General features: G+C 64.5%; 23 protein-coding genes. 16 read left to right on the top strand and 7 right to left on the bottom strand.

The window, feature by feature from the left end; genetic code table 11:
* Positions 1–3: 3 nt before the first annotated feature.
* The gene (gene hemC / locus MSG32_RS14460; protein ID WP_043333340.1) at positions 4–951 is read right to left on the bottom strand and encodes a hydroxymethylbilane synthase; all 948 of its coding nucleotides are present in this window, start codon (positions 949–951) and stop codon (positions 4–6) included.
* A gap of 275 nt (positions 952–1,226) precedes the next feature.
* On the opposite strand from hemC, the gene argH reads away from it, so the two are divergent.
* The 8 genes from argH to MSG32_RS14420 all read left to right on the top strand — a co-directional run bounded on the left by argH (position 1,227) and on the right by MSG32_RS14420 (position 8,379).
* Positions 1,227–2,621: an argininosuccinate lyase gene (gene argH / locus MSG32_RS14455; RefSeq protein WP_043333338.1), complete on the top strand. Its 1,395-nt coding sequence runs from the start codon at positions 1,227–1,229 to the stop codon at positions 2,619–2,621.
* Between the two features lie 80 nt (positions 2,622–2,701).
* Positions 2,702–2,923, top strand: coding sequence for a lipoprotein (locus MSG32_RS14450; RefSeq protein ID WP_240548660.1), 222 nt, complete (start codon positions 2,702–2,704; stop codon positions 2,921–2,923).
* 60 nt (positions 2,924–2,983) lie between these two features.
* Positions 2,984–4,255, top strand: coding sequence for a diaminopimelate decarboxylase (lysA, locus tag MSG32_RS14445; RefSeq protein WP_248380402.1), 1,272 nt, complete (start codon positions 2,984–2,986; stop codon positions 4,253–4,255).
* A complete protein-coding gene (gene dapF, locus MSG32_RS14440; RefSeq protein WP_248380400.1) occupies positions 4,255–5,085 on the top strand; it encodes a diaminopimelate epimerase in 831 nt (276 codons plus the stop codon). Before lysA ends, dapF begins: the two co-directional genes overlap by 1 nt.
* Positions 5,086–5,165: 80 nt before the next feature.
* Positions 5,166–5,957 (top strand): DUF484 family protein, encoded by a 792-nt coding sequence (locus MSG32_RS14435; RefSeq protein ID WP_131431130.1) that lies wholly within the window; start codon positions 5,166–5,168, stop codon positions 5,955–5,957.
* Complete coding sequence (locus MSG32_RS14430) at positions 5,954–7,048, top strand: tyrosine recombinase XerC (RefSeq protein ID WP_248380391.1); 1,095 nt, start codon at positions 5,954–5,956, stop codon at positions 7,046–7,048. Before MSG32_RS14435 ends, MSG32_RS14430 begins: the two co-directional genes overlap by 4 nt.
* The gene (locus MSG32_RS14425) at positions 7,045–7,764 is read left to right on the top strand and encodes an HAD family hydrolase (RefSeq protein ID WP_248380389.1); all 720 of its coding nucleotides are present in this window, start codon (positions 7,045–7,047) and stop codon (positions 7,762–7,764) included. The genes MSG32_RS14430 and MSG32_RS14425 overlap by 4 nt, the downstream gene beginning before the upstream one ends.
* A 204-nt stretch (positions 7,765–7,968) precedes the next feature.
* Entirely contained in the window at positions 7,969–8,379 is a 411-nt protein-coding gene (locus MSG32_RS14420) for a hypothetical protein (protein WP_248380387.1), read from the top strand.
* Between the two features lie 142 nt (positions 8,380–8,521).
* Here MSG32_RS14420 and yihA read toward each other — a convergent pair whose 3' ends face one another.
* Positions 8,522–9,211, bottom strand: a complete 690-nt coding sequence (gene yihA, locus MSG32_RS14415) for a ribosome biogenesis GTP-binding protein YihA/YsxC (protein ID WP_054556430.1) — start codon at positions 9,209–9,211, stop codon at positions 8,522–8,524.
* Between the two features lie 409 nt (positions 9,212–9,620).
* On the opposite strand from yihA, the gene MSG32_RS14410 reads away from it, so the two are divergent.
* The 6 genes from MSG32_RS14410 (at position 9,621) to MSG32_RS14385 (ending at position 15,920) form a co-directional block, all read left to right on the top strand.
* Positions 9,621–10,268: a c-type cytochrome gene (locus tag MSG32_RS14410; RefSeq protein WP_282460378.1), complete on the top strand. Its 648-nt coding sequence runs from the start codon at positions 9,621–9,623 to the stop codon at positions 10,266–10,268.
* Positions 10,269–10,545: 277 nt separating this feature from the next.
* A complete protein-coding gene (locus tag MSG32_RS14405) occupies positions 10,546–11,190 on the top strand; it encodes a thiol:disulfide interchange protein DsbA/DsbL (protein WP_043333328.1) in 645 nt (214 codons plus the stop codon).
* Between the two features lie 92 nt (positions 11,191–11,282).
* Entirely contained in the window at positions 11,283–12,020 is a 738-nt protein-coding gene (locus MSG32_RS14400) for an endonuclease/exonuclease/phosphatase family protein (protein WP_225996620.1), read from the top strand.
* A 624-nt stretch (positions 12,021–12,644) separates the two neighbouring features.
* Positions 12,645–13,214 carry a TRAP transporter small permease subunit gene (locus MSG32_RS14395; protein WP_043333327.1) on the top strand — a complete coding sequence of 190 codons (570 nt, stop codon included), beginning with the start codon at positions 12,645–12,647 and terminating at the stop codon, positions 13,212–13,214.
* Positions 13,214–14,620 carry a TRAP transporter large permease subunit gene (locus MSG32_RS14390; protein WP_248380385.1) on the top strand — a complete coding sequence of 469 codons (1,407 nt, stop codon included), beginning with the start codon at positions 13,214–13,216 and terminating at the stop codon, positions 14,618–14,620. The genes MSG32_RS14395 and MSG32_RS14390 overlap by 1 nt, the downstream gene beginning before the upstream one ends.
* Before the next feature lie 253 nt (positions 14,621–14,873).
* On the top strand, positions 14,874–15,920 hold the full coding sequence (locus tag MSG32_RS14385; protein WP_248380467.1) for a TRAP transporter substrate-binding protein: 1,047 nt from the start codon (positions 14,874–14,876) through the stop codon (positions 15,918–15,920).
* Between the two features lie 100 nt (positions 15,921–16,020).
* Here MSG32_RS14385 and dtd read toward each other — a convergent pair whose 3' ends face one another.
* The 3 genes from dtd to MSG32_RS14370 all read right to left on the bottom strand — a co-directional run bounded on the left by dtd (position 16,021) and on the right by MSG32_RS14370 (position 18,611).
* A complete protein-coding gene (gene dtd / locus MSG32_RS14380; RefSeq protein ID WP_248380383.1) occupies positions 16,021–16,470 on the bottom strand; it encodes a D-aminoacyl-tRNA deacylase in 450 nt (149 codons plus the stop codon).
* A 125-nt stretch (positions 16,471–16,595) separates the two neighbouring features.
* Entirely contained in the window at positions 16,596–17,870 is a 1,275-nt protein-coding gene (locus MSG32_RS14375; RefSeq protein WP_054556427.1) for a TRAP transporter large permease, read from the bottom strand.
* 78 nt (positions 17,871–17,948) lie between these two features.
* On the bottom strand, positions 17,949–18,611 hold the full coding sequence (locus MSG32_RS14370; protein ID WP_052384515.1) for a TRAP transporter small permease: 663 nt from the start codon (positions 18,609–18,611) through the stop codon (positions 17,949–17,951).
* Positions 18,612–19,107: 496 nt separating this feature from the next.
* Here MSG32_RS14370 and dctP point away from each other — a divergent pair, with 496 nt between their 5' ends.
* Positions 19,108–20,199: a TRAP transporter substrate-binding protein DctP gene (gene dctP, locus MSG32_RS14365; RefSeq protein ID WP_234368071.1), complete on the top strand. Its 1,092-nt coding sequence runs from the start codon at positions 19,108–19,110 to the stop codon at positions 20,197–20,199.
* 249 nt (positions 20,200–20,448) lie between these two features.
* Here the strand turns inward: dctP and MSG32_RS14360 are convergent, their stop codons facing one another.
* Together MSG32_RS14360 and thiD are read right to left on the bottom strand one after the other, a co-directional pair.
* A complete protein-coding gene (locus tag MSG32_RS14360; RefSeq protein ID WP_248380381.1) occupies positions 20,449–21,132 on the bottom strand; it encodes a chalcone isomerase family protein in 684 nt (227 codons plus the stop codon).
* Between the two features lie 92 nt (positions 21,133–21,224).
* Positions 21,225–22,025: a bifunctional hydroxymethylpyrimidine kinase/phosphomethylpyrimidine kinase gene (thiD, locus tag MSG32_RS14355; RefSeq protein ID WP_192839067.1), complete on the bottom strand. Its 801-nt coding sequence runs from the start codon at positions 22,023–22,025 to the stop codon at positions 21,225–21,227.
* A 143-nt stretch (positions 22,026–22,168) separates the two neighbouring features.
* Between thiD and MSG32_RS14350 the strand changes: the two genes are divergently transcribed.
* Positions 22,169–22,600 (top strand): YqaA family protein, encoded by a 432-nt coding sequence (locus MSG32_RS14350; protein WP_054556479.1) that lies wholly within the window; start codon positions 22,169–22,171, stop codon positions 22,598–22,600.
* Positions 22,601–22,741: the final 141 nt, after the last annotated feature.

The raw sequence follows: 22,741 nt of genomic DNA, 5'->3' as shown, positions 1-22,741 counted from the left end.
ACCTCAGCCACGAGCGTCGCCGTAGACCGCCGCCAGAATCTCTCCGGCACCCTGGGAGAGCAGGTCTTCGGCGACGGCGACGCCCAGCGCTTCCGGCGCATCGGACGGACCACGCGCTTCGGCGCGCAGGATGACCGTCCCGTCGGGGTTGCCGACCAGCGCGCGCAGCCACAGCTGGCTGCCGCCTTCCTCGAGCACGGCATAGCCGCCGATCGGCACCTGACAGCCACCTTCCAGATGCGTGTTCATGGCGCGCTCGGCCAACACGCAACGGCTGGAGTCTTCGTGGGCCAGCGGCTCGAGCAGCGCTAGAATCTCCTCGTCCTGCAGGTTGCACTCGATGCCGAGCGCGCCCTGACCACAGGCTGGCAGGCAGGTCTCGGCATCCATCTCGGCGGTGATGCGCGCATCCAGCTCAAGGCGCTGCAGGCCGGAGGTGGCCAGGATGATGGCGTCGAACTCGCCGGCATCCAGCTTGCCGAGACGCGTCTGGACATTGCCGCGCAGGCTCAGCACTTCCAGGTCCGGGCGTGCCGCCTTGGCCTGCAGACCACGACGCAGGCTGGAGGTGCCCAGGCGCGCGCCCTGCGGCAGGGCATCGAAGTTGGCACAGGTGTTGGACACGAAGGCGTCGGTCGGGGCGTGACGCTCGAGAATCACCGCCAGACCCAGCGACTCCGGGAAGTGCATCGGCACATCCTTCATGGAGTGCACGGCGATATCGGCGCGACCATCGAGCATCGCCTCTTCCAGCTCCTTCACGAACAGCCCCTTGCCGCCGATCTTGGCCAGCGGGGTATCGAGAATCTTGTCACCACGCGTCGACATCGGCACCAGCTCGACGCTCAAGCCAGGATGCAGGGCCTCGAGTCGCGCCTTGACGTGTTCGGCCTGCCACAGGGCGAGCAGGCTCTTGCGGGTCGCGATACGCAGAATCTCACGGCGGGGCACGGCATTCTCCTTGCTGGCGCGCAACGCACGCCATCTGATTCGAAGTTGTTGAGCAAACCTGACTGACGAACAGCGCTGCCCTCTGATGACACTTATCATAAAGCCAGTCACCTCAGGGGGAAAATCCGTGGCACGCTTTCCTGCGATCCGCCGGACTGGCCGCGGCCCCTCGCCCACGCGCAGGAGTCTGGTACACTCCAAGGTCAACGATACCGGCTGCGCGACCGTGCACCGGACGCCGAACTCTGGACACGTCACCACAATTCGAGATCCCGATGAGCGAATCTACCAATCAGTCCTGGGGCGGCCGCTTCAGCGAGCCGACCGATGCCTTCGTGGCACGTTTCACCGCCTCCGTCGATTTTGATCAGCGCATGGCGCAGCACGACATCCAGGGCTCCATCGCCCACGCCACCATGCTGGCCGGTGTCGGCGTGCTGAGCGAAGAAGAACGCGACGTCATCATCGCGGGACTGAAGGAAATCAGTGAAGAGATCGCGCGGGGTGAATTCGAGTGGTCCGTGGCACTGGAAGACGTGCACATGAACATCGAGGCACGCCTGACCGCCAAGATCGGCATCACCGGCAAGAAGCTGCACACCGGCCGTTCACGCAACGACCAGGTCGCCACCGACATCCGCCTCTATCTGCGTGACGAGATCGACGCCATCGACGCTGAACTGACTCGTCTGCGCGAAGGCATGCTGGGGCTGGCCGAGCAGGAAGCCGACACCATCATGCCGGGCTTCACTCACCTGCAGAGCGCTCAGCCGGTCACCTTCGGCCACCACCTGCTGGCCTGGCAGGAAATGGTCGCCCGCGACCAGGACCGCCTGCGTGACTGCCGCGTGCGCATGAACGTGCTGCCGCTGGGCGCCGCGGCGCTGGCCGGCACCACCTTCCCCATCGACCGTCACGTCACCAGCGAGCTGCTCGGCTTCGACCGTCCGACCGAGAACAGCCTCGATTCGGTCAGCGATCGTGACTTCGCCATCGAATTCACCAGCTTCGCCAGCCTGCTGATGATGCACCTGTCACGCATGAGCGAAGAGCTGGTGCTGTGGACCAGCGCCCAGTTCGACTTCATCGACCTGCCTGACCGCTTCTGCACCGGCTCCTCCATCATGCCGCAGAAGAAGAACCCGGACGTGCCGGAGCTGGTGCGCGGCAAGACCGGTCGTGTCTATGGCCACCTGATGAGCCTGCTGACCCTGATGAAGTCCCAGCCGCTGGCGTACAACAAGGACAATCAGGAAGACAAGGAGCCGCTGTTCGATACCATCGATACCGTGCGCGGCAGCCTGCGTGCCTTCGCCGACATGATTCCGGCGATCCGCGCCAAGTCCGACAACATGTACGCCTCGGCCAGCAAGGGCTTCGCCACCGCGACCGACCTGGCGGACTACCTGGTGCGCAAGGGCGTCGCCTTCCGTGATGCCCACGAGATCGTCGGCAAGTCCGTCGCCTTCGGCATCGAGCAGCAGCGTGACCTGTCCGAGATGACCCTGGCAGAGCTCCAGCAGTTCTCCGACACCATCGAACAGGACGTCTTCGACGTGCTGACGCTGGAAGGCTCCGTCGCGGCGCGCAATCACATCGGTGGCACCGCGCCGAACCAGGTCCGCGCTGCCGTGCAGCGTGCGCGTGACGCCCTGGCCTCGCGCGCCTGATCATCCTCTTTCGGGCCTGGTCGCCACCCATGGCAACCGGGCCCGCATCGCTCTATCGCTTGCTGCCAGGAGGCCGCCCGATGCGTCATCTGATGAGCCAGTCCGCCCGTCATACCCTTCGCACCCTCGCGGCGCTGCTGCTGGGTGCTGGCCTGCTGGCCGGCTGCGGCCAGAAAGGCCCGCTCTATCTGCCGGCGGACGCCGATGCCGGCGGTCAGCGTGCCGAAGCTCCCGCACCGGCAGCTGACGCCTCCGAGACAGAGAGCACCGCCGCTGCCGAGACTTCCGGCAGCGACGCCTGAGCCCCCTTATTCATCTCCGGCGGGTGATGCCCGCCGGCGCGACATCTTGCAGGCCGGATCATGGATCACTTCGTTTATCAGGATGGCGTGCTGCACGCCGAAGACGTCTCGCTCGCCACGCTGGCCGAGCAGTTCGGCACGCCGTGCTACGTCTACAGCCGTGCCACGCTCGAGCGCCACTTCAAGGCCTATCAGGATGCGCTGGGCGACCACCCGCATCTCATCTGCTATGCCGTGAAGGCCAATTCCAACCTGGCGGTGCTCAATGTGCTGGCACGTCTGGGCGCCGGCTTCGACATCGTCTCCGCCGGTGAGCTGGAGCGCGTCATCAAGGCCGGCGGCGACCCCGCCAAGGTGGTGTTCTCCGGCGTCGCCAAGCAGGCCGGCGAGATGGAGCGTGCACTGGAGCTTGGCATCAAGTGCTTCAACGTCGAGTCGCTGCCGGAGCTTGAGCGCCTCAACGCCGTCGCGGGCCGTCTCGGACGCGTCGCACCGGTGTCACTGCGCATCAATCCCGACGTCGATGCCGGCACTCACCCGTACATCTCCACTGGCCTCAAGGCCAACAAGTTCGGCATTCCGGTCGAACAGGCGCTAGAGGTCTACGAGATCGCCAACGCCATGGAGCACGTGCAGGTGGTCGGTGCCGACTGCCATATCGGCTCCCAGCTGACCGAGCTGGCGCCCTTCCTCGATTCCCTCGAACGCTTGCTGGTCCTGCTGGATCGCCTGCGGGAACGCGGCATCGTCATCGAGCACCTCGATCTCGGCGGCGGCCTCGGCGTGCCCTACCAGAACGAGACTCCGCCGGAGCCCTTCGCCTACGCCAGCGCCCTGCTGGAGCGTCTGGCCCGCTATGAGCACGGCAGCGAGATGACGCTGCTGTTCGAACCGGGCCGCTCCATCGCCGCCAACGCCGGCGTGCTGCTGACCCGTGTCGAATACCTCAAGCCCGGTGAAGAGAAGAACTTCGCCATCATCGATGCCGGCATGAATGACCTGATCCGTCCGTCTCTGTATCAGGCTTGGCAGAACATCGTCACCGTCGACACGCGCGAGACACGCAAGTCCGCCAGCTACGATGTGGTCGGTCCGGTCTGCGAGACCGGTGACTTCCTCGGCAAGGACCGCGAACTGGCCATCGCGCCGGGCGACCTGCTCGCCGTGCGCTCTTCCGGTGCCTACGGCTTCGTGATGGCCTCGAGCTACAACAGCCGCTGCCGTCCTGCCGAGGTGATGGTCGATGGCCCCGAGATGCACCTAGTGCGTCGTCGCGAGCGCCTCGAAGAACTGTGGACCGGTGAGCAACTGCTGCCGGAAGGTGGTGCCTGATGCTGGTGAACTTCACCAAGATGCACGGACTGGGCAATGACTTCATGGTCATTGACCTGATCTCGCAGCGCAGTCGCCTGCGCGATGCCGATATCCGCCGTCTGGCGGACCGCAACTTCGGCATCGGCTTCGATCAGCTGCTGGTGGTCGAGCCGCCCCGCGACCCGGACATGGACTTCCGCTATCGCATCTACAATGCCGATGGCAGTGAAGTCGAGAACTGCGGCAACGGGGCGCGCTGCTTCGCGCGCTTCGTGCGTGAACAGCGCCTGACCACCAAGCGCGAGATTCGCGTCGAGACGGCCGGCGGCCCGCTGACCCTGGTCGTGGCCGAAGATGGCCGTGTACGCGTCGACATGGGGGCGCCGCGCTTCGCTCCCGCCGCGCTGCCCTTCGAGGCCGAGGCCGACCTGCCGGTGCACACCCTGGATGTCGACGGCGAGACGCTGGAAATCGGCGTCGTCTCGATGGGCAACCCGCATGCGGTGCTGCTGGTCGACAGTGTCGAACAGGCCCCGGTACTGACGCTGGGCCCACTGATCGAGGCGCATCCGCGCTTCGCCAAGCGCGTCAATGCCGGCTTCCTCGAGGTCGTCTCGCCGCATGAAGCGCGCCTGCGTGTCTTCGAGCGCGGTGTCGGCGAGACGCTGGCCTGTGGCACCGGCGCCTGTGCAGCGGTCGCGTCCGGCATTCGCCGTGGCCTGCTGGCAAGCCCAGTCAACGTCACGCTGCCCGGCGGCACCCTGAGCATCGAATGGGGTGGCGACGGCCAGCCGGTATTCATGACCGGCCCCGCCGAGACCGTCTTCGAAGGCCGCATCATCCTGTAGATCGCCAGCCCCAGCCGAGAGACGCTGCCGGAAACATGGCCGACGGCGTCCCGCTGCCAACCGTCCGCAAGGAGTCCCACATGGCCGAGTCACCCGTGTCACGTCGCCCGCGCACGCTGGACCCGGATCGGGTCGCCGAATGGCTGGCCACGCATCCCGATTTCTTCGAGGGGCGTGAAGGGTTGCTGCAACGCATGCGGGTGCCACACCCGGAAGCGCGCGGCGGCAGCATCTCGTTGCTGGAGCGGCTGGTACATGACCTGCGCGGGCGGACCGATCAGGCAGAAGAGCGCCTCGAGGAGCTGTTGACCGCCGCACGCGACAACGAGAGTCGCTATCAGCGTCTGCGTCAGCTGGTGCTGGATCTGCTCGATGCCGAGTCCGATGATGCGCTGGCCGAAACGCTGGCCACGCGTCTCAGCGAGCTGTTCGACATCGCGGCCGTCTGTCTGTGGCAGCGCGACGCCGGCGCCTCGGCACAGCCACCGCGCCAGGCGCTCGACGATGCGCGCGGCGAGCAGTTCGAGCGTCTGCTCGAGGGTCGCGCCAGTCGCTGCCTGGCCATGCCGCGCACGCGCTGGGAAGCTCTGCTGCCCGACCATCAGTGGCCACTCGGCGCCGACTGCGCAGACCTCGTCGATGCCAGCCAGGCCGATGCCACGCGCGGCTCCGCCGTCATCGTGCGCCTGACCCGTGGCGAGTGCCTGGGCTATCTGGTGGTGGCGAGTGCCGATGCCGAGCAGTTCCGTGCCGGTCTCGACACCCTGTTTCCCGAATACCTCGGTGACGTGCTGGCCCGCTGCCTGGGCCGCGATGTCCCGGGCCAGGCGCCACTGCGCTCCTCGAGCCGTGACGACCAGGCCAGCCGATGAGCCGCCTCGAGTCGGACCACGGCGCCTCGGTCGTCGACACATCCGCCGATGGCACCTCAGCGAGCAGCGCCGAGCGTGTTGCCGCCGAGCAGGCGCTGTCCGCGACCTGTCGGGAATTTCTGGCAGAGCTTGCCATCGACAGCAGCCACGCGACCGTCAGCGCCTACGCGCGCGATCTGCAGGCGTTGACCGCCTTCATGCTGCGTCCAGCGGCGGACAGCAGCGCCGCTGGTGCAAAGGATGCGCCGCCCCTGCCGCAGGATTGGCAGGCGCTGGACGTACCGACGCTCAGACGTTTTCTGGGTGCCGAGCGTAGCCGTGGCCTCGCACCGCGCTCATTGGCACGGCGGCGCGCGGCGATCAGCCGTTTCTGTGGCTGGTTGGTCGAGCAGGATGTGCTGCCACACAACCCGGCGGGACTGGTGCAGACACCACGCCTGCCGGACCACCTGCCACGCCCGGTGGATATCGACAGTCTGGCGCGCTTTCTCGACTGCCCACATGACGGCACGCCGCTGGCGATCCGCGATCAGGCGATGCTGGAACTGCTCTACGGCGCGGGCTTGCGTCTCTCGGAGCTGGTCAGCCTCGACCTCGACATGCTGGAAACCCGCCGCCTGCGCGTACGCGGCAAGGGCGACAAGCCCCGCCAGCTGCCGATCGGCTCACGCGCCCGCCAGGCGCTGGATGCCTGGCTGGTGGTGCGTGGCCAGCTCGCCGCCCGGGACGAGCCGGCATTGTTCGTCGGCCAGCAGGGGCGTCGCCTCGGTCAGCGTGGGGTTCAGCTCAGGCTGGTGACGCAGGCGAAAGAACGTGGCCTGCCCGAGCATCTGCACCCGCACCGCCTGCGCCACTCCTTCGCCAGTCACCTGCTCGAATCCAGCGGCGACCTGCGCGCCGTGCAGGAACTGCTGGGACACGCTCACCTCTCGACCACCCAGGTCTATACGCGCCTCGACTGGCAGCAACTGGCCAGCGCCTATGATCAGGCCCACCCTCGCGCCCGCCGCCAGCGCGGGTCAGCGACGGCAACGTCAGACACCGACGCCACCTCCCCTATTGATGCTCCACTCAAGGATGACACCCTGTGACGCCTGCCAATGCGCCTCGCCTGACGGCCTTGACCTTCGATCTCGATGACACCCTGTGGGCCAATCGCGCGGTGATGGAGCGCGCCGAGGCCGAGCATTACGCCTGGCTGGATGGCGAGATCGGGCATGCCAACGACTTCCCCCTCGAGGAATACACGCGTCGCCGCATGGCGCTGGGGCTGGAGCACCCGCTGCGCCGCGGTGACTTCACCTGGCTGCGGCGCGAGGCCATGCACGCCATGCTGCGCGATGCCGGGCATGATGATGAGCAGGCGGGCCATTGGTCACGCGCCGCCATCGAGCGCTTCCTGGCGCTGCGCCACGAATTGACGCCCTTCCCGGAAGCCAGCGAGCTGCTCAACTCCCTCGCCCGCGGTTACCGCCTTGGTGCCATCACCAATGGCAATGTCGACCTGGCTCGCCTAGCGCTGGATCATCATTTCGAGTTCAGCATCGCCGCCGGCGAGTGGCTGGCGCCCAAGCCGGATGCGCGCCCCTTCCTCGCCGCCATGGCTCGCCTGGGCAGCCGACCCTCCACCACCCTGCATGTCGGTGACTCATGGAAGGAAGATGCCTTGCCTGCCGCGCGCCTGGGCATGCAGGCCGCCTGGATCGACGTCAAGGGCCAGGGCGCCCCGGGCCCCGTCCCGGCAGGCGTACATGTCATCTCGCATATCCGCGAACTGCCGGCGCTGATTGCACGCCTGAATGACTGAGTGACGGCTGAGGCTCAAGGTGTGGCGCGCCTGATGCGCCTGATGTGCCCGATGGCTGAGTGAATTAAAACTTGTACAAAAATGACGCCTCAACCATATTTCATGTACAAGTTTCTCAGCGTCGTCGATATTGAACCCTGTCCGGGGTTCCTGAGTCTGCGCTGGGAGATGCCTGCCACCTCGACCTCAAAAGGAGAGGCCAGCATGAGCACCCACTCACTCCCGCGCTACCATGTGTCATCTTCCTCTCCCCAGAGGCCGCCCCTGCATGGTGAAGGCGAGCAGCGTGCGCCGATCATGACGCCCTCGCGTCAGACCAGCCGCGCCCTGCTGAAAGGCATGGCCATCGTGCTGGCATCCGCGTTGCTGGTCATCGTGGCGGTCTACAGTGGGCGTGCCAGCCTCGCGACGCTGCAATCCGGCGTGCAGGAGGCCCCGGCGGCCTCACCACAGGAGGCCATGCGCAACCTGCTCGTCCCCAGCGAGGCCGTGACGATGCCGGAAGTCGTCGAGCCCGCGGCAAAGGTCCCGCATATTCTCTCGGCGCCCAGGGAGACGAGCTCTCTGACCCGCCTTGACCCCATCAGCAGCGCGCCGCGCAGCCTATTCATGTGAGTAGCCCTGGGGAAGCGCAAAAGCGCAGAGGTGAGTGACAGCGTGCCTGTCGTAACGCAAACGGCCACCCCGAGGGGTGGCCGTTTCGTCATGCAAGGTGGCGTGGTTCGAGGCTTCGCCCCAAATCGCCTTACACTTTCTGTCAGTCGTCGAAGGGGTCCTGCGGTGCCTCATCGCCTGCCATCTCTTCCACGCCGTCCATCACCGACGGGTCCGCCAGCCACTCGTCGAGCTTGGCATGTACCTGCTCGACACCAGAGTACTTCAGCGACGAGAACAGCTGCACGGTGACCAGGTCTTCCCACTCCTTGAGCGCGTGACGTACCTTCTGCAGGCTTGCCGCAGCAGGCCCGCGCTTCAGCTTGTCCGCCTTGGTCAGCAGGATATGCACCGGCATCTTGGCCTCATCGGCCCAGCCCAGCATCATCTGGTCGAATTCGGACAGCGGATGGCGCACATCCATCAGCAGCACCAGGCCCCGCAGCGACTGGCGGTTGCGCAGGTAGTTGGACAGATGTGACTGCCACTCGCGCTTCACCTTGTCCGGCACCTTGGCATAGCCATAGCCGGGCAGATCGACCAGATGGCGGCCCGTTTCACCGATGGTGAAATAGTTGATCAGCTGGGTGCGGCCGGGGGTCTTGGAGGTACGGGCCAACGCCTTCTGCGAGGTCAGCGCATTGATGGCGCTGGACTTGCCGGCATTGGAGCGGCCCGCGAAGGCCACTTCGGCACCCACGTCCGTCGGGCACTGGGCCAGAGTCGCGGCACTGATCAGGAAGCGCGCCTGACGATAATGGAGCTTGGGGGTCGAAGGAGCTGATTCGGCCATGGGAGTTCTGAATACCTGTTGAAGGCGGACGTCTCGCCCGCGCGACATCACGAGAGAGCAGAAGAAACGACCGGTGTAACGAAAAGAGTGCCGCATGCCTTGCCATCGGCGCTGCAACTTGCCGACGACAGCGGGAAGATGCTCTGGATTACTGCGATGACACGACTGGCGACAGGCACGCTCACGCGCCCTGAGGGGATTCGCTATACTGCCTGCAAGGTCAGCATGGCGATCATGAGGCCTAGTGTACCACCCCGCTCTCACGGGCTGCGAGAGTGGGGTGCACTTCTCACCGCGCGCAGCACGGCGCGGGCACCGGGGAAATGACAGAGGCCACCATCCACGCCGGATGATACAAGCCCCGAACGGGCCTCTTCGTGAAACAGGGACCAGTGAAATGGATGAGCTGATGAGACCAAGGCAGACCCCCGAGCGCCCCGTGCGCCTGCTGCTGGCAGTTGCTGCCACGACGCTGGCCGCCACCTTGCCGACGGGGGCCACCGCCGAGTCGCTGGTCGGCGATGCCGCGGCAGGCAAGGCCAAGGCTGCCGTCTGTGCTGCCTGTCATGGCGCCCAGGGCATCTCGCCGACGCCGGCCTTCCCCCATCTTGCTGGCCAGCAGGCCCACTACCTGCGCAAGCAGACGGCCGACATCCGGGATGGTCGCCGCTCGGTGCCGCAGATGGCCGGTATCGCCGACAACCTGAGCGATCAGGATATCGCCGATATCGCGGCCCATTACGCCGCGCAGCCCGCCAATCGCGGCCAGGCCGAGCCAGAGGCGGCCCGTGCAGGCGAGGTGCTGTATCGGGCCGGCTCGCTCGAGCGCGGCATCGCGGCCTGCACAGCCTGTCATGGTCCGCGTGGTGAAGGCATCGACTCGGCAGGTTATCCGGCGCTGGCCGGACAATTCTCCGCCTATACCGTGGCGGCGCTCAAGGCCTTCCGCGACGGCAGCCGCGACAACGACCCGAACGCCATCATGAGCAGCATCGCCGCGCGCATGAGTGACAGCGACATGCAGCAGGTGGCCGAATATCTCCACGGCCTGCGCTGAGGCATCCGTTCATCCGGTTGTCGCGTATGACTGACTTGATGACGACCGGCACCAGCACGCCATTCACGGGGCGTGATCGAGCGACGCCTTGTACGGCGCGTGATCGAACGGCGTTCATCCAACGGTCAACCTTGTCACGCTAGGCTGGCCCGACAGTGATCCGCCGTGTCCCGCCCGGCAGTCTCGACAGCAGTGGTGGCTGACACGCATACTCGATGCATCACTAATGTTGCCGGGTATCATGCCCGGGCATGCCTCAATCCGATGGAGATGTTCCATGAAGTGGAAACCCCTACTGACTCTGGTGGCGGGCCTTGGCCTGTCAGCAAGCGTGTTCGCCGCTGAAGCTGGCAAGGACTATCAGGTACTCGACGAGCCGGTGAAGACCGACGCGCCGGCGGGCAATGTCGAAGTGGTCGAAGCGTTCTGGTATGGCTGCCCGCACTGCTACAAGCTGGAATCCAGCCTCGAGCCGTGGGTCGACGAGCTGCCGAGTGACGTGACCTTCAACCGTCTGCCGGCCACCATGGGGCAGGACTGGGTCAAGCACGCCTATGCCTTCTATGCCGCCAAGGACCTGGGCATCCTCGACGAGACCCACAAGGCCTTCTTCGATGCCATCCATCAGGACCACCAGCGTCTGACCGATCCGGATGATATCGCCAAGTTCTACAGCGACTACGGCGTCAGCGAAGAAGACGCCAAGAAGTCTCTGACGTCCTTCGGCGTGAAGAGCCAGGTCAATCAGGCCCACGCCCAGATGCGCGCCTACAAGATCATGGGCGTACCGGCACTGATCGTGGATGGCCGCTATGTCATCTCGCCGAGCACGGCTGGCTCACTGCAGAACATGCTCAAGATCACCGACGAGCTGGTCGAGCAGGTGCGTGAAGAGAAAGCCGGCAGCAAGGACGCCGCTTGATGGCAGCGGCTGCTGACCCAGTGGCCGCCAGCGCCGCGGGAGGTGCCGGACTCGACGAGACGGCACCTCCCCTGCGTCTGCTGACCTTCAACATGCAGGTCGGTATCCATACCGCGGCGTGGCATCACTACGTCACCCGCGGTTGGCAGCATGTGCTGCCACACCCGATGCGCCGCAAGCGTCTGGAGCTGATCGCCGCCGCCATCACGCCCTACGATATCGTCGGGCTGCAGGAAGTCGACGGTGGCAGTTTCCGCTCCGGCAACGTCAATCAGGTCGATTCACTGGCCGAGACGGCCGAATTCCCGCATCGCTATCAGCAGCTCAATCGCAATCTGGGCCGCCTGGCTCAGCACAGCAACGGCCTGCTGTCGCGCCTGCCGATCAGCCATCTCGAAGAGCACAGCCTGCCCGGTACCCTACCGGGACGCGGGGCCATCCATGCCCGCTTCGGCGAGGGCGAACACGCCCTGCATGTCTTCGTGACCCACCTGGCACTCGGTGCCCGTATCCAGCATCGTCAGCTGCAGTACCTCGGCGAGCTGATCGCGCCCCTCAAGCATGTCATCGTGATGGGCGACCTCAATTGCACGCTGGCCCAGCTTCGTCAGCACAAGGCGTTCAGCGAGGCACTCGACTCCCGCCCCAGCAAGGCCATCAACAGCTACCCGGCCTGGCAACCACGCCGTGGACTCGACCATATCCTGGTCTCCTCGACGCTGCGCTTGAGCCACCCGACCACGCTGTCGCACCTGTTCTCCGACCATCTGCCGCTTGCGGTAGAAGTCCATCTGCCAGCCGCATGCCGCAAGGCGATCGGGCTCGCCTGACGCCTGTCTCTCTTGCATAGGCATCTCTGACGCCTGCCCCCCGGATATCGCCCCCTCTACTGCCTGGCTCTCCCGCCTGGCTTTCCCGACCCAGGCTTCCCTCAGCTACGGCTTGCCGGCAGCTGTCTGCGCCATGACGCTTACCCCTGCCGCCGCGTCTGCGGCGCATCGCTTGCGGGCTGCTTGATGCGCATGGCGCGATCTGCCGCGCCCTTACTTGCCCGTCTCCTTGCCTGCCTGCCGGTATTTCTTCGCCTATCTCACTGTAAGCAAAGACAAAAACCGCCTGTCAGACCAATGATCCATTTGTTGTTGCGGCGCCGCTCGCTACTCTTTGTCTGCCAATGACGTGGATTAATCGTTGACTTAGCGATGACTGATGGCATGCCGCATCCGAGCGACGTCACTTACAGGGATGAAGCGTGGAATAGCGTTGTTCAAAGCGATGCCATCACGGCTTGCTGGACACAGCGACTGACCACAACATGAGCAACATCTGAATTGGCGACCTTGCCAGCAATCGCTTGCAACACAAGCGCTTGGCAAAGACACAGCAGACGCTGTCGGCAAAGCAACAACAACACCAACAATCATCACCTGCTACCCGCAGGCCAAGGGGACTCCATGTCTGCCAATGCCTCTACCCCCGGCTGGCTCACAGGGCTCGACCGCATGACCGAGGGGCTGGGACGCTGCGTGTCCTGGCTGGTCGTCATCATGATGCTGGTCGAATTCACCATCGTGATGCTGCGCTACGCCTTCAACATCAACAGCATCCCCATGCAGGAATCCGTGATGTACATGCACGCGGCCGTCTTCCTGCTCGCCGCCAGCTACACGCTCAAGCACGACGGCCATGTGCGGGTGGATATCTTCTATCAGCGCATGTCGCACCGCGGGAAGTCGTGGGTCGATCTCGGCGGCACCCTGTTCCTGCTGTTCCCGGTGATGACCTTCATCCTGCTCTCCAGCCTCGGTTACGTGGGCGATTCCTGGGGCATCAAAGAAGCCTCACCCGAATCCGGCGGCCTGCCGGGCGTCTACCTGCTCAAGACCCTGATCCCGGCCATCGCCATCCTGATGATGCTGCAAGGCGTGGCGGAAGCCGGCCGCCATCTGCTGTTCCTGATGGGCCGCCTGCCCTCTCCGCATGCGAGCGATGACACCCCTGACCACGATGAGGAGCTGGTGTAATGCTCGAGACCATGCCACTGCTGCTGTTCGTGTGTATCTGTATCGTCTTGATGCTGGGCTATCCTGTGGCGCTGTCACTGGCCGGCACCGCGCTTGCCTTCGCCGGACTCGGCATGGGGCTGGATGCGCTGGGCATTACCCAGGGCGTATTCGATGCCAGCTTCCTGTCCGCGATGCCCAACCGCCTCTACGGCACCATGACCAACCAGACCCTGCTGGCCGTGCCATTGTTCGTGTTGATGGGCGTGCTGCTGGAGAAGTCCAAGGTCGCCGAGACGCTGCTCGACGCCATGGCACTGATGTTCGGCTCGCTGCGTGGCGGGCTGGGGATTTCCGTGACCATCGTCGGCATGCTGCTGGCCGCCTCCACCGGTATCGTCGGTGCGACCGTCGTCACCATGGGCCTGCTGTCACTGCCGACCATGCTCAAGCGCGGTTATGACCCGTCACTGGCCACCGGCGCCATCTGTGCCACCGGCACCCTGGGGCAGATCATTCCGCCGTCCATCGCGCTGGTCCTGCTGGGCGACGTGCTGTCTTCCGCCTATCAGCAGGCGCAACTGTCGATGGGTATCTGGAGCCCGAAGACCGTCTCGGTGGGTGACCTGTTCATCGGCGCACTGATTCCGGGCCTGATCCTGGTGCTCGCCTATATCGTCTACATCGCCATGGTCGCCTGGCTGAAGCCGGAGAAGGCGCCGGCCGTCGATCGTGATGCGCTGATGGAAGAGCTGGGGCATACCGGCAGCATCTTCTGGCTGCTGATGAAGGGCCTGGTGCCGCCTATCGTGCTGATCGTCTGTGTGCTCGGCTCGATTCTCGGCGGTCTCGCGACCCCGACCGAAGCCTCTGCCGTGGGTGCCTTCGGTGCGCTGATGCTGGCCCTCGCCAACCGCAAGCTGAGCCTGAAGACCCTGACGGAAGTGGTGCGCTCCACCACCAATGTCACCTCGATGGTGTTCCTGATCCTGATCGGTGCGGCGCTGTTCTCGCTGGTGTTCCGCGGCTTCGGCGGCGAAGAGGTCGTCACCGAGATCTTCGAGAACATGCCCGGCGGCGTCATCGGTGCCACCCTGGTGGTGATGCTGGTGATCTTCCTGCTCGGCTTCATCCTCGACTTCATCGAGATCACCTTCGTGGTGGTGCCGATCGTCGGCCCGGTGCTGCTGGCCATGGGCCTCGACCCGATCTGGCTGGGCATCATGATCGCCATCAACCTGCAGACTTCCTTCCTGACACCACCCTTCGGGTTCGCGCTGTTCTACCTGCGCGGCGTGGCCCCCAAGGAAGTCAGCACCAAGCAGATCTACAAGGGCGTCATCCCGTTCATCCTGATCCAGCTGTGCATGCTGGGAGCACTCGCCGCCTTCCCGGGCTTGGCCACCTGGCTGCCGGCCCAGTTCTAGACGACGACTAACGGGCCAGAACCAAGAGCAGGACAAGAAACAGAACAAGGACAGAACAGCAACTGAATTGGCGGGGCCTGCCCCGCCAGCTGATGGGAGAGCCGCCAGTCGGCTCATGCAGATGCACGGGAGCCGTTCGCGGCCCACCTCTTGCCCAGCGCCGGTCGATGACCGGTGCACAACAACAATCGGGCACTTCAAGGAGCATGCCATGCAACTCAACAAACTCGCCTTCGGCATCGCCGTCGGCACCATGACCGCCATGGGCACCCTGCCGGCCGTCGCCAATGCCGCGGATACCTATACCTGGAAGATGGTCACCTCATGGCCCAAGAACTTCCCGGGGGTCGGTCAGGGGCCAGAACGCCTCGCACGCCTGGTCGATGAGATGTCCGACGGGCGTCTCAAGATCAAGGTCTACGGGGCAGGCCAGCTGGTGCCGGGCTTCGAGGTACTCGACTCGGTATCTTCCGGTACCGCGCAGATCGGTCACTCAGCCTCCTACTACTGGAAGGGCAAGGCACCGGAAGCCCAGTTCTTCGCGGCAGTGCCCTTCGGCATGACCGCGCAGGAAATGAACGCCTGGCTGCATTACGGCGGCGGTCTGGAGCTGTGGAACGAGGTCTACGACAAGTTCGGCGTCGAAGTCATGGCGGGCGGCGCCTCGGGCGTGCAGATGGGCGGCTGGTTCAACAAGGAGATCAACTCGGTCGCCGACCTCGATGGCCTGAAGATGCGTATCCCGGGTCTGGGTGGCGATGTCATGCAGCAGATGGGCGTGGCGACGGTCAGCATGCCGGGCGGCGAGATCTTCACCTCGCTGCAGTCCGGGGCCATCGATGCCACCGAGTGGATCGGCCCGTACAACGACCTGGCCTTCGGTCTCTATCAGGCCGCCAAGTACTACTACTATCCGGGCTGGCACGAGCCGACCGTCACCTTCGAGGCCATCGTCAATGACGACGCCATGGCCGAGCTGCCCAAGGACCTGCAGGCCATCCTGCGTTCCGCGGTACGTGACGTGAACCAGGACATGCTCGACGAGTACACCGCGCGCAACAACGACGCCCTCGAGACACTGCTCAACGAGCACAAGGTCGAGCTGCGCCGCTACCCGCAGGACGTGCTCGACAAGGCACGTGAGCTGTCCGGCGAAGTGGTCAAGAAACTCGGCGACTCCAACGATCTGGCCGGCCGCATCTACGAGTCCTACACCACCTTCGAAGGCAAGGTCGAGAAGTGGCATGAGGTCTCTGAGCAGGCCTACCTGAACGCACGCAATCCGGAAGGCGTGCAGTAAGACTGCGTTACCTGCGCCGCGCTCCCGTGAGACGGCGCAGTCCCGTCATCCAATGCTTGCAGCCGCCCCCCTCGGGGGCGGCTTTTTTGGGCCTGCGCGATCAGCTCTCGAGCAGGAAGGTCACCGGCCCGTCATTGAGCAGCGAGATCTGCATGTTGGCACCGAAGCGTCCGGTCTCGATTCCCACCCCGAGTTCTCGCCCGCGCTCACGCGCCTTGTCGACCAGGTAGGTGAACAGCCGCTCGCCCTCCGCCGGTGGCGCCGCCGAGGAGAAGCTGGGGCGCATGCCACTGCCGGTGTCCGCCGCCAGCGTGAACTGCGAGACCAGCAGCAGACTGCCGCCCGCCTGCTGGACGTTGAGGTTCATCTTGTCGTTCTCGTCAGCGAAGACCCGGTAATGCAGCAGCTTGTGCAGCAGCTTGTCGGCACGCGCCTCATCATCGCCCTTCTCGACGCCCACCAGTACCAGCAGACCGCCCCCGATGGCGCCGACGCTCTCGTCCTCGACCACGACTTCCGCCCGTGTGACGCGCTGGATCAATGCTCGCATGCCGCTTGCTCCTTCAAGAGATGGATGATGTTCATGACATTTCGTGTTCGGGAGCATACCAGACGCGAACGCCCCGCAGACTGAGCCTGCGGGGCGCGACAGGTGCTACTTGAGTGGGCGAGCTGCTAGTTGGCGAGGCTCGGCAGGAACAGCGCGATCTGCGGGAACAGCATCAGCAGCACCGTCGCCAGCAACAGCAGGGCAATGAAGGGTGGCGTCCCCCGGATGACCTCCATGTACGGTTTTCGGAACACCGCCACCGCCGTGAAGATGTCGCAGCCGAAGGGCGGGGTCGCCGAACCTATCGCCGCCTGCAGGGTGACCAGGGTGCCGACCAGCACCGGGTCCAGCCCGGCGGCATCGACTGCCGGCGCAAACACCGGCGCCAGAATCAGGATCACCACGATGGGGTCCACGAACATGCAACCGACGAAGTAGGCCGCCGCGATCACTGCCAACAGCGCCAGCGCGTGCTCCGACAGGTAGGGGATGTAGCCGCCGAGGATGGCATCCGGAATCTTGGCGAAGGAGATCATCCACGAGAAGCCCGCGCCCGCCGCCACCAGGATGAACACCACCGCGGTTATCAGCCCCGTGGAGAAGGCCACACTGGGCAGGTCCTTGAGGGTCACGCCGCGATAGATCAGCATCTCGAGAATCAGCGCATAGATCACCGAGACCGTGGCGGCCTCCGTCGGCGAGAACATGCCCGAGTAGATGCCGCCGATGATGATCACCGGGAAGCCCGCCGGCAGGCTGGCGCGCTTCAAGGCCTTGAGGCGTGCGGGCCAGTCCGCCTTGGGCTGCGGGGCGATGCCCAGCTTCCACGACTTCCACATGCAGTAGAGCGAGAACAGCACCAGGATCATCAGCCCCGGGCCGATACCGGCGATGAACAGGTCACCCACCGAGGTACCGGTCGCGACGCCGTAGATGATCATGCCGATGGAGGGCGGAATCAGCAGCGCGATATCGGAGGCATTGATGATCAACGCGATGGTGAACTTGTCACTGTAACCGGCTTCCAGCAGCCGCGGGCGCAGCGGGCGCCCCATCGCCACCACCGTGGCCTGGGTGGAGCCGGACACCGCGCCGAACAGGGTGCAGCCCAGCGCGGTGGTCACCGGCAGGCCACCGCGCCAGTGGCCGACGAAGCGCTCGACCAGATCCAGCAGGCGCTGGGCAGTGGAGCCCTTGAGCATGATATCGGCCGCCAGAATGAACATCGGCACCGCCGTCAGCACCACCGGCTGCAGGCCACCGATCATCTGCTGGATCACCAGCTCCGGCTTGAGGAAGGGAAAATCGCTGAACAACAAGAAAAAGGTGCCGACGCTCAATGGCACCATCATGGGTACCCCAAGCAACAGCAGCCCCACCATCACGAGCAGAATCCACATCGCAGCTTCCGTCCCTGGGTCAATGAAGTGTGATCAATCGTCTATCGAGGCATCGAGAAGACATTCCAGACGCAGTGGCTAGAGCGCGCCGCTACCGTCGACTTCCTCGTTCTCGTCCATCTCCGCCGTACGCCATGACAACCAGGCGCCCTGCGCCAGCAGGTTGCGCAGGATCGCCATCAGGTACTGGAGAGCCCCGAGCGCCAGTCCCAGCGGGACCACGGCATAGAGCGCCGCCAGCGACCAGCGCAGCGACGGCGTGACACGCCCGGACTTGGCCAGGCTCTGCAGATAATCCACCGCCAGCCAGGCGAGGTAGGCCAGCAAGGCACAGGTGATGACCTGTCCAGCGATCAGCAGCACCTTGCGCAACCACGGCGGCATGAAGTCCAGCAACGCCGTCACGCGGATATGGCGCCCGGCGCGCGCGCCGTAACTGATGCCGAGGAAGGTCAGCCACAGCTGCAGGATCTGCATCAACTCTTCGGTGAACGGCAGGCTGTAGTTGAAGACGTTGCGCCCGATGACGTTGGCGATGCTGGCCGTCGCCATGCCCAGCACGCACAGGGCGATCAACCAGCGCTCGACATGCGCCAGGCCCTGGTCACCACGTTCGAACCAGGCGGCCAGACGGCGCAGCGGCGCGGGCAGATGTGCGAGGGGGTCCTGACCGCCATTCGTCTCGGCCGGGGCAGGGCGGGTCTCGTCAGCGGACGGAGACTTGGAGGGGGGCGAGTTCATGAAGCGGCTTCCTGTTGATGTGGCATCCTGCCAGATAGGCTCTCTACCAGACGTCATGAGCGCAGTGGTTTGCGCCAGACAGCCTGCGTTTGCCAGTACGATCCATTGAAATTTTCCGCGGTGCCGCCGTGATTTTCACTTTGGCTACTCTTGTTCTAGCTTTATTAGCGGCGCTTGAAATCAGTATGCGGCCGATGCGCGGCATGGCGGTCTGGCGCCGAGGCAGATCGTGAAGACCGAGCGCGAAGCTCTGGCGAGCGACGAGCAGGTCCTCGAGTACCAGAGTTCAGGTACCAGAACTCAAGCACCAGAGCTCGAGTACCAGAGCCTCATGCGCACAGGCTCAGCTTATTCATAATAAATTCTAATCATACTATCCAATTTGGTAATTTTTTTATTATATTAAGAATGGCAATATTATCTAAATGATGCAAGTTGCACGCCGGGTATGCCCAGAGCCGCCCGACGCTGATGGAAATCACACAAGGAGAACAAGATGACGATGCAATGGAACCCGTCACCCGAGCAGAATCGCGAGACGTCCAGGACTCCTGTTCCCCTTTCTCGTCTCGCCGCGTTCATCAAGGGAGGCGCCCTCGCGTCCGGCCTGGGCATGGCGGCGCTGGCCTCCGCGGGCGTGCAGGCGGACACTTGGCGTTTCGCGCTGGAGGAGGTCTCCGGCAGCGTGCAGGATGCCTACGCCCAGGAATTCAAGAAGCGCATCGAAGAGGCTTCCGGTGGTGACATCGATGTCGAGATCTACCCCTACGGTGCACTGGGTACCTCCTCACAGCTCACCGAACTGGTGCAGAGCGATGCCATCCAGCTGACCTTTGCCTCACCGGGTCACCTGGCCTCGGTGATTCCGGAGTCGGGCGTCTTCACGCTGCACTTCCTGTTCTCCGACGACAATGCCGTCAATGAAGAGGTGCTCGGCAACTCCAAGGCCATCGACATGCTGTCCGAGGCCTACACCGAGCAGAACCTCCAGCTGCTGGGCGTGATTCCGGAAGGCTGGATGGTGTGGACCGGCAACCGTGACATCAAGACACCCGAGGACATGGAAGGCTTCAAGATCCGCACCATGACCTCGCCGATTCTGGTCGAGAGCTATCGCGGCTACGGTGCCAACCCGACGCCGATGCCCTATTCCGAGGTCTACTCCGGCCTGCAGCTGGGCCAGATCGACGGCCAGGTGAACCCGGTATTCGCCATCCAGGAAATGAGCTTCTACGAAGTTCAGGACTACATGATCCAGGCCAAGCAGGCGCAGTTCATCACCACGCTGGTGGCCTCCAGTGACTTCTATTCCGGACTGGATGACGAGCAGCAGCAGATGCTCGACAAGGTCACCAACGAGATGCGTCCGTACATCTTCGAGAAGCAGGAGGAGTACAACGCCGACCGTCTGGAGAAGATCAAGGAAGACAGTGACATCGAGATCATCACGCTGACCGATGAGCAGCGCGAAGCCTTCCGCCCCGTCGGCGAGAAGGGCTGGGAAGTCTACCGTGAGCAATCCGGTGAGCGTGGCAGCAAGATCCTCGACACCCTGCAGGCCGACATCAAGGCTGCCGAAGGCAAGTAAGCCCCAGGCACGCGCGTCTACCCCGCCAAGTAGATAGCAAGGATCGAAAGAGTGATGGAAAGATAGAAAAACGAGCATGAAAAAACGCCCCTGCCGGGACTCCCGGCAGGGGCGTTTTTCGTGGTGTCTCGATAGAGGCGCGATAAGAGGTGCAAGACGATGGCGATACCACGACAGATGGGCCAGATAGGCTAGAGAGGGGCTAGATGGGCCAGAGAGGGGCTAGAGGAGCCAGATGGAACGCGCGCGCTACTGCCCCAGCAGCTGGGTACGGAAATCCTGCTGGGCCGGTTCATCGCCAAGCCAGATCGCGAACAGGCCGTTGGCCAGCGCCAGTGAATCGCTTTCGAAGATGACCTGCCCGTTCAGCATCAGCGACAGCGTGCCGCTGCCGCTGCCGCCACCGGCGGACAGCCATTGCAGCGCATAGCGATCCCCCGGCACGACGTCCTGATAGGCACGATTGAAGCGCGCCAATTCAGGCTCGATCGCCGCGAAATCCGCCGCTGACAGGTTCTTGCGCACACCCTTGGTGGTCGCCTTGGCGAAGTCCTCGGCATCGATGGCATGGAAGTACTCCAGCACCAGGCGACGCGAGACATCCTTGAGCGGCGCCGGGCGCGGGCGACGCGCATCCTGATAATAGGCGCCGACATAGGCGTCCCACAGCAGGTAGGTGAAGAGCCCACTGCCGATCAGCGTCAGCGGCTGGCCGGACTGCGTGGTCACCTGATTCGCGAAGGTCACCCCCTTGATCTCGACGGCGAGCGCCGCGGGGCTGGTGGTGGCCAGCAGCGCCCCCATCACGCCCGCGGCCAGCCAGCGCGGCGCACTCGCCACCGGCAGGCTGACGGCATGACAGGCGGCGTTCAGGCTGCAAGCGGCGCCACGGACAGCTGACACGGACAAGCGATACAGCGGCGATATAGGCATGGCATCTACTCGTTGGCTGGCAGGGATCAAGGGGAGCTTGCGGGGTTCATCACTCCTGCAGACCGGGTTTCACAGGCCTGGCTCTCGCTGGCTTACCACAGGGCGTGGAAATGATGCACCGGCCCACGGCCCTTGCCGACGCTGAGCTGGTCGGAAGCGCGCAACGCGCCCAGCAGCCATTCGCGCGCCTCGACCACCGCCTGCGGCAACGGCAGACCGTTCGCCAGTCGCGCCGTGATGGCGGAAGACATCGAGCAGCCGGTGCCGTGCAGGTTGTCGGTCTCGATACGCGGTGCGCACAGCCATTGCTCACCGGCATCGCTGACCAGCAGGTCATCGCAGGCCTGTCCCTCAAGCGCCCCACCCTTGATCAACACCGCCTTCGCGCCTCTGGCACGCAGCTCGCGGGCGACCTCGGGCATGTCGGAGCGCCCGATCAGGCGCCGCTCACCCAGCAGCACCGCGGCTTCATGCAGGTTGGGCGTGATGATGTCGGCCAGCGGCACCAGGTGCTCGGCCACCGACTGGATGGCAGCATCATTGACCAGCGCATCGCCACTCTTGGCGACCAGCACCGGGTCGAGCACGACCCAGCGCGGGCGACGCTGCTGAAGGCGGTCGGCGAGCATTTCCACCACCAGCGGATCGGCCACCATGCCGATCTTGGCGGCGCGGATATCGAGATCATCCAGCACGGCGTCCAACTGTGCGGCGATGAATTCCCGCGAGACCGCCTCCACGCTGCGCACGCCGCAGGTATTCTGCGCCGTCAGCGCCGTGATCACGCTGGCCCCGTAGGCGCCCAGCGCAGAGAATGTCTTGAGGTCCGCCTGAATGCCGGCTCCCCCGGAGGGGTCTGAGCCCGCTATCGTCAGGACGCACGGAATATGCATGCAGGAAGCTCCCGAAATATGGCTTTGACGTGCCAACAGCATACCCGAGCTGAGGAGGGAAGAAAGCCACCCCCAGCGCCCTGCCACCGTGAAAAACAGAAGAAATTGATATGAGTGAAGTGGCCCTACTGTCATTGCCGGCATTGACCTCGCTCGCCGTGATCTCGCTGGCCAGCGCCACCCTGCTGCCCGGCGGATCGGAGGCGGCCTTCGCGGGGCTTTGGTGCCAGGGGCACGCGCCCTGGGCGCTATGGATCGCGGCGACGCTGGGCAACACGCTCGGCAGCCTGATCAACGTCGCCCTGGGGCGTGGCGCCCGCCGTCTGCGCACACGGCGCTGGTTTCCGGTCTCGCGACGCGCATTGGCGCGCGGCACCCTGTGGTATCGCCGTTTCGGCGCCTGGAGCCTGCTGCTGAGCTGGGCCCCGCTGATCGGCGACCCGCTGACGGTGCTGGCGGGGGTCTTCCGGCTGGCGTGGTGGAAAAGCATCGTCCTGATCGTGATCGCCAAGGGCGGACGCTATGCCCTGTTGCTGCTGGCAGCCGACCTGTGGCTGACGCCCTGGTGCCAATGACCGCAGCACGGCTGCTGCCCCTGCTCCTGTTCCTGTTCCTGTTCCTGTTCCTGACCTCTCCCTCGTCTTTTCCCCTGCCGCCTCAGTCAGTCGCTTGAATGAGATCGCAGACACGCAAGGCGAGGATGCGTGCTATGCTGA

It is taken from the genome of Cobetia sp. 1CM21F (assembly GCF_023161745.1).
GTDB lineage: Bacteria > Pseudomonadota > Gammaproteobacteria > Pseudomonadales > Halomonadaceae > Cobetia > Cobetia amphilecti.
Note: the sequence above shows the minus strand (reverse complement) of the source record. Positions and strands in the feature narration are given on the sequence as shown.

Coding starts and splice junctions, on each gene's coding strand:
- argH (WP_043333338.1), top strand. CDS start 1,227: ATGAGCGAATCTACCAATCAGTCCTGGGGCGGCCGCTTCAGCGAGCCG.
- MSG32_RS14450 (WP_240548660.1), top strand. CDS start 2,702: ATGCGTCATCTGATGAGCCAGTCCGCCCGTCATACCCTTCGCACCCTC.
- lysA (WP_248380402.1), top strand. CDS start 2,984: ATGGATCACTTCGTTTATCAGGATGGCGTGCTGCACGCCGAAGACGTC.
- dapF (WP_248380400.1), top strand. CDS start 4,255: ATGCTGGTGAACTTCACCAAGATGCACGGACTGGGCAATGACTTCATG.
- MSG32_RS14435 (WP_131431130.1), top strand. CDS start 5,166: ATGGCCGAGTCACCCGTGTCACGTCGCCCGCGCACGCTGGACCCGGAT.
- MSG32_RS14430 (WP_248380391.1), top strand. CDS start 5,954: ATGAGCCGCCTCGAGTCGGACCACGGCGCCTCGGTCGTCGACACATCC.
- MSG32_RS14420 (WP_248380387.1), top strand. CDS start 7,969: ATGAGCACCCACTCACTCCCGCGCTACCATGTGTCATCTTCCTCTCCC.
- yihA (WP_054556430.1), bottom strand. CDS start 9,211: ATGGCCGAATCAGCTCCTTCGACCCCCAAGCTCCATTATCGTCAGGCG.
- MSG32_RS14410 (WP_282460378.1), top strand. CDS start 9,621: ATGAGACCAAGGCAGACCCCCGAGCGCCCCGTGCGCCTGCTGCTGGCA.
- MSG32_RS14405 (WP_043333328.1), top strand. CDS start 10,546: ATGAAGTGGAAACCCCTACTGACTCTGGTGGCGGGCCTTGGCCTGTCA.
- MSG32_RS14400 (WP_225996620.1), top strand. CDS start 11,283: ATGCAGGTCGGTATCCATACCGCGGCGTGGCATCACTACGTCACCCGC.
- MSG32_RS14395 (WP_043333327.1), top strand. CDS start 12,645: ATGTCTGCCAATGCCTCTACCCCCGGCTGGCTCACAGGGCTCGACCGC.
- MSG32_RS14390 (WP_248380385.1), top strand. CDS start 13,214: ATGCTCGAGACCATGCCACTGCTGCTGTTCGTGTGTATCTGTATCGTC.
- MSG32_RS14385 (WP_248380467.1), top strand. CDS start 14,874: ATGACCGCCATGGGCACCCTGCCGGCCGTCGCCAATGCCGCGGATACC.
- dtd (WP_248380383.1), bottom strand. CDS start 16,470: ATGCGAGCATTGATCCAGCGCGTCACACGGGCGGAAGTCGTGGTCGAG.
- MSG32_RS14375 (WP_054556427.1), bottom strand. CDS start 17,870: ATGTGGATTCTGCTCGTGATGGTGGGGCTGCTGTTGCTTGGGGTACCC.
- MSG32_RS14370 (WP_052384515.1), bottom strand. CDS start 18,611: ATGAACTCGCCCCCCTCCAAGTCTCCGTCCGCTGACGAGACCCGCCCT.
- dctP (WP_234368071.1), top strand. CDS start 19,108: ATGACGATGCAATGGAACCCGTCACCCGAGCAGAATCGCGAGACGTCC.
- MSG32_RS14360 (WP_248380381.1), bottom strand. CDS start 21,132: ATGCCTATATCGCCGCTGTATCGCTTGTCCGTGTCAGCTGTCCGTGGC.
- thiD (WP_192839067.1), bottom strand. CDS start 22,025: ATGCATATTCCGTGCGTCCTGACGATAGCGGGCTCAGACCCCTCCGGG.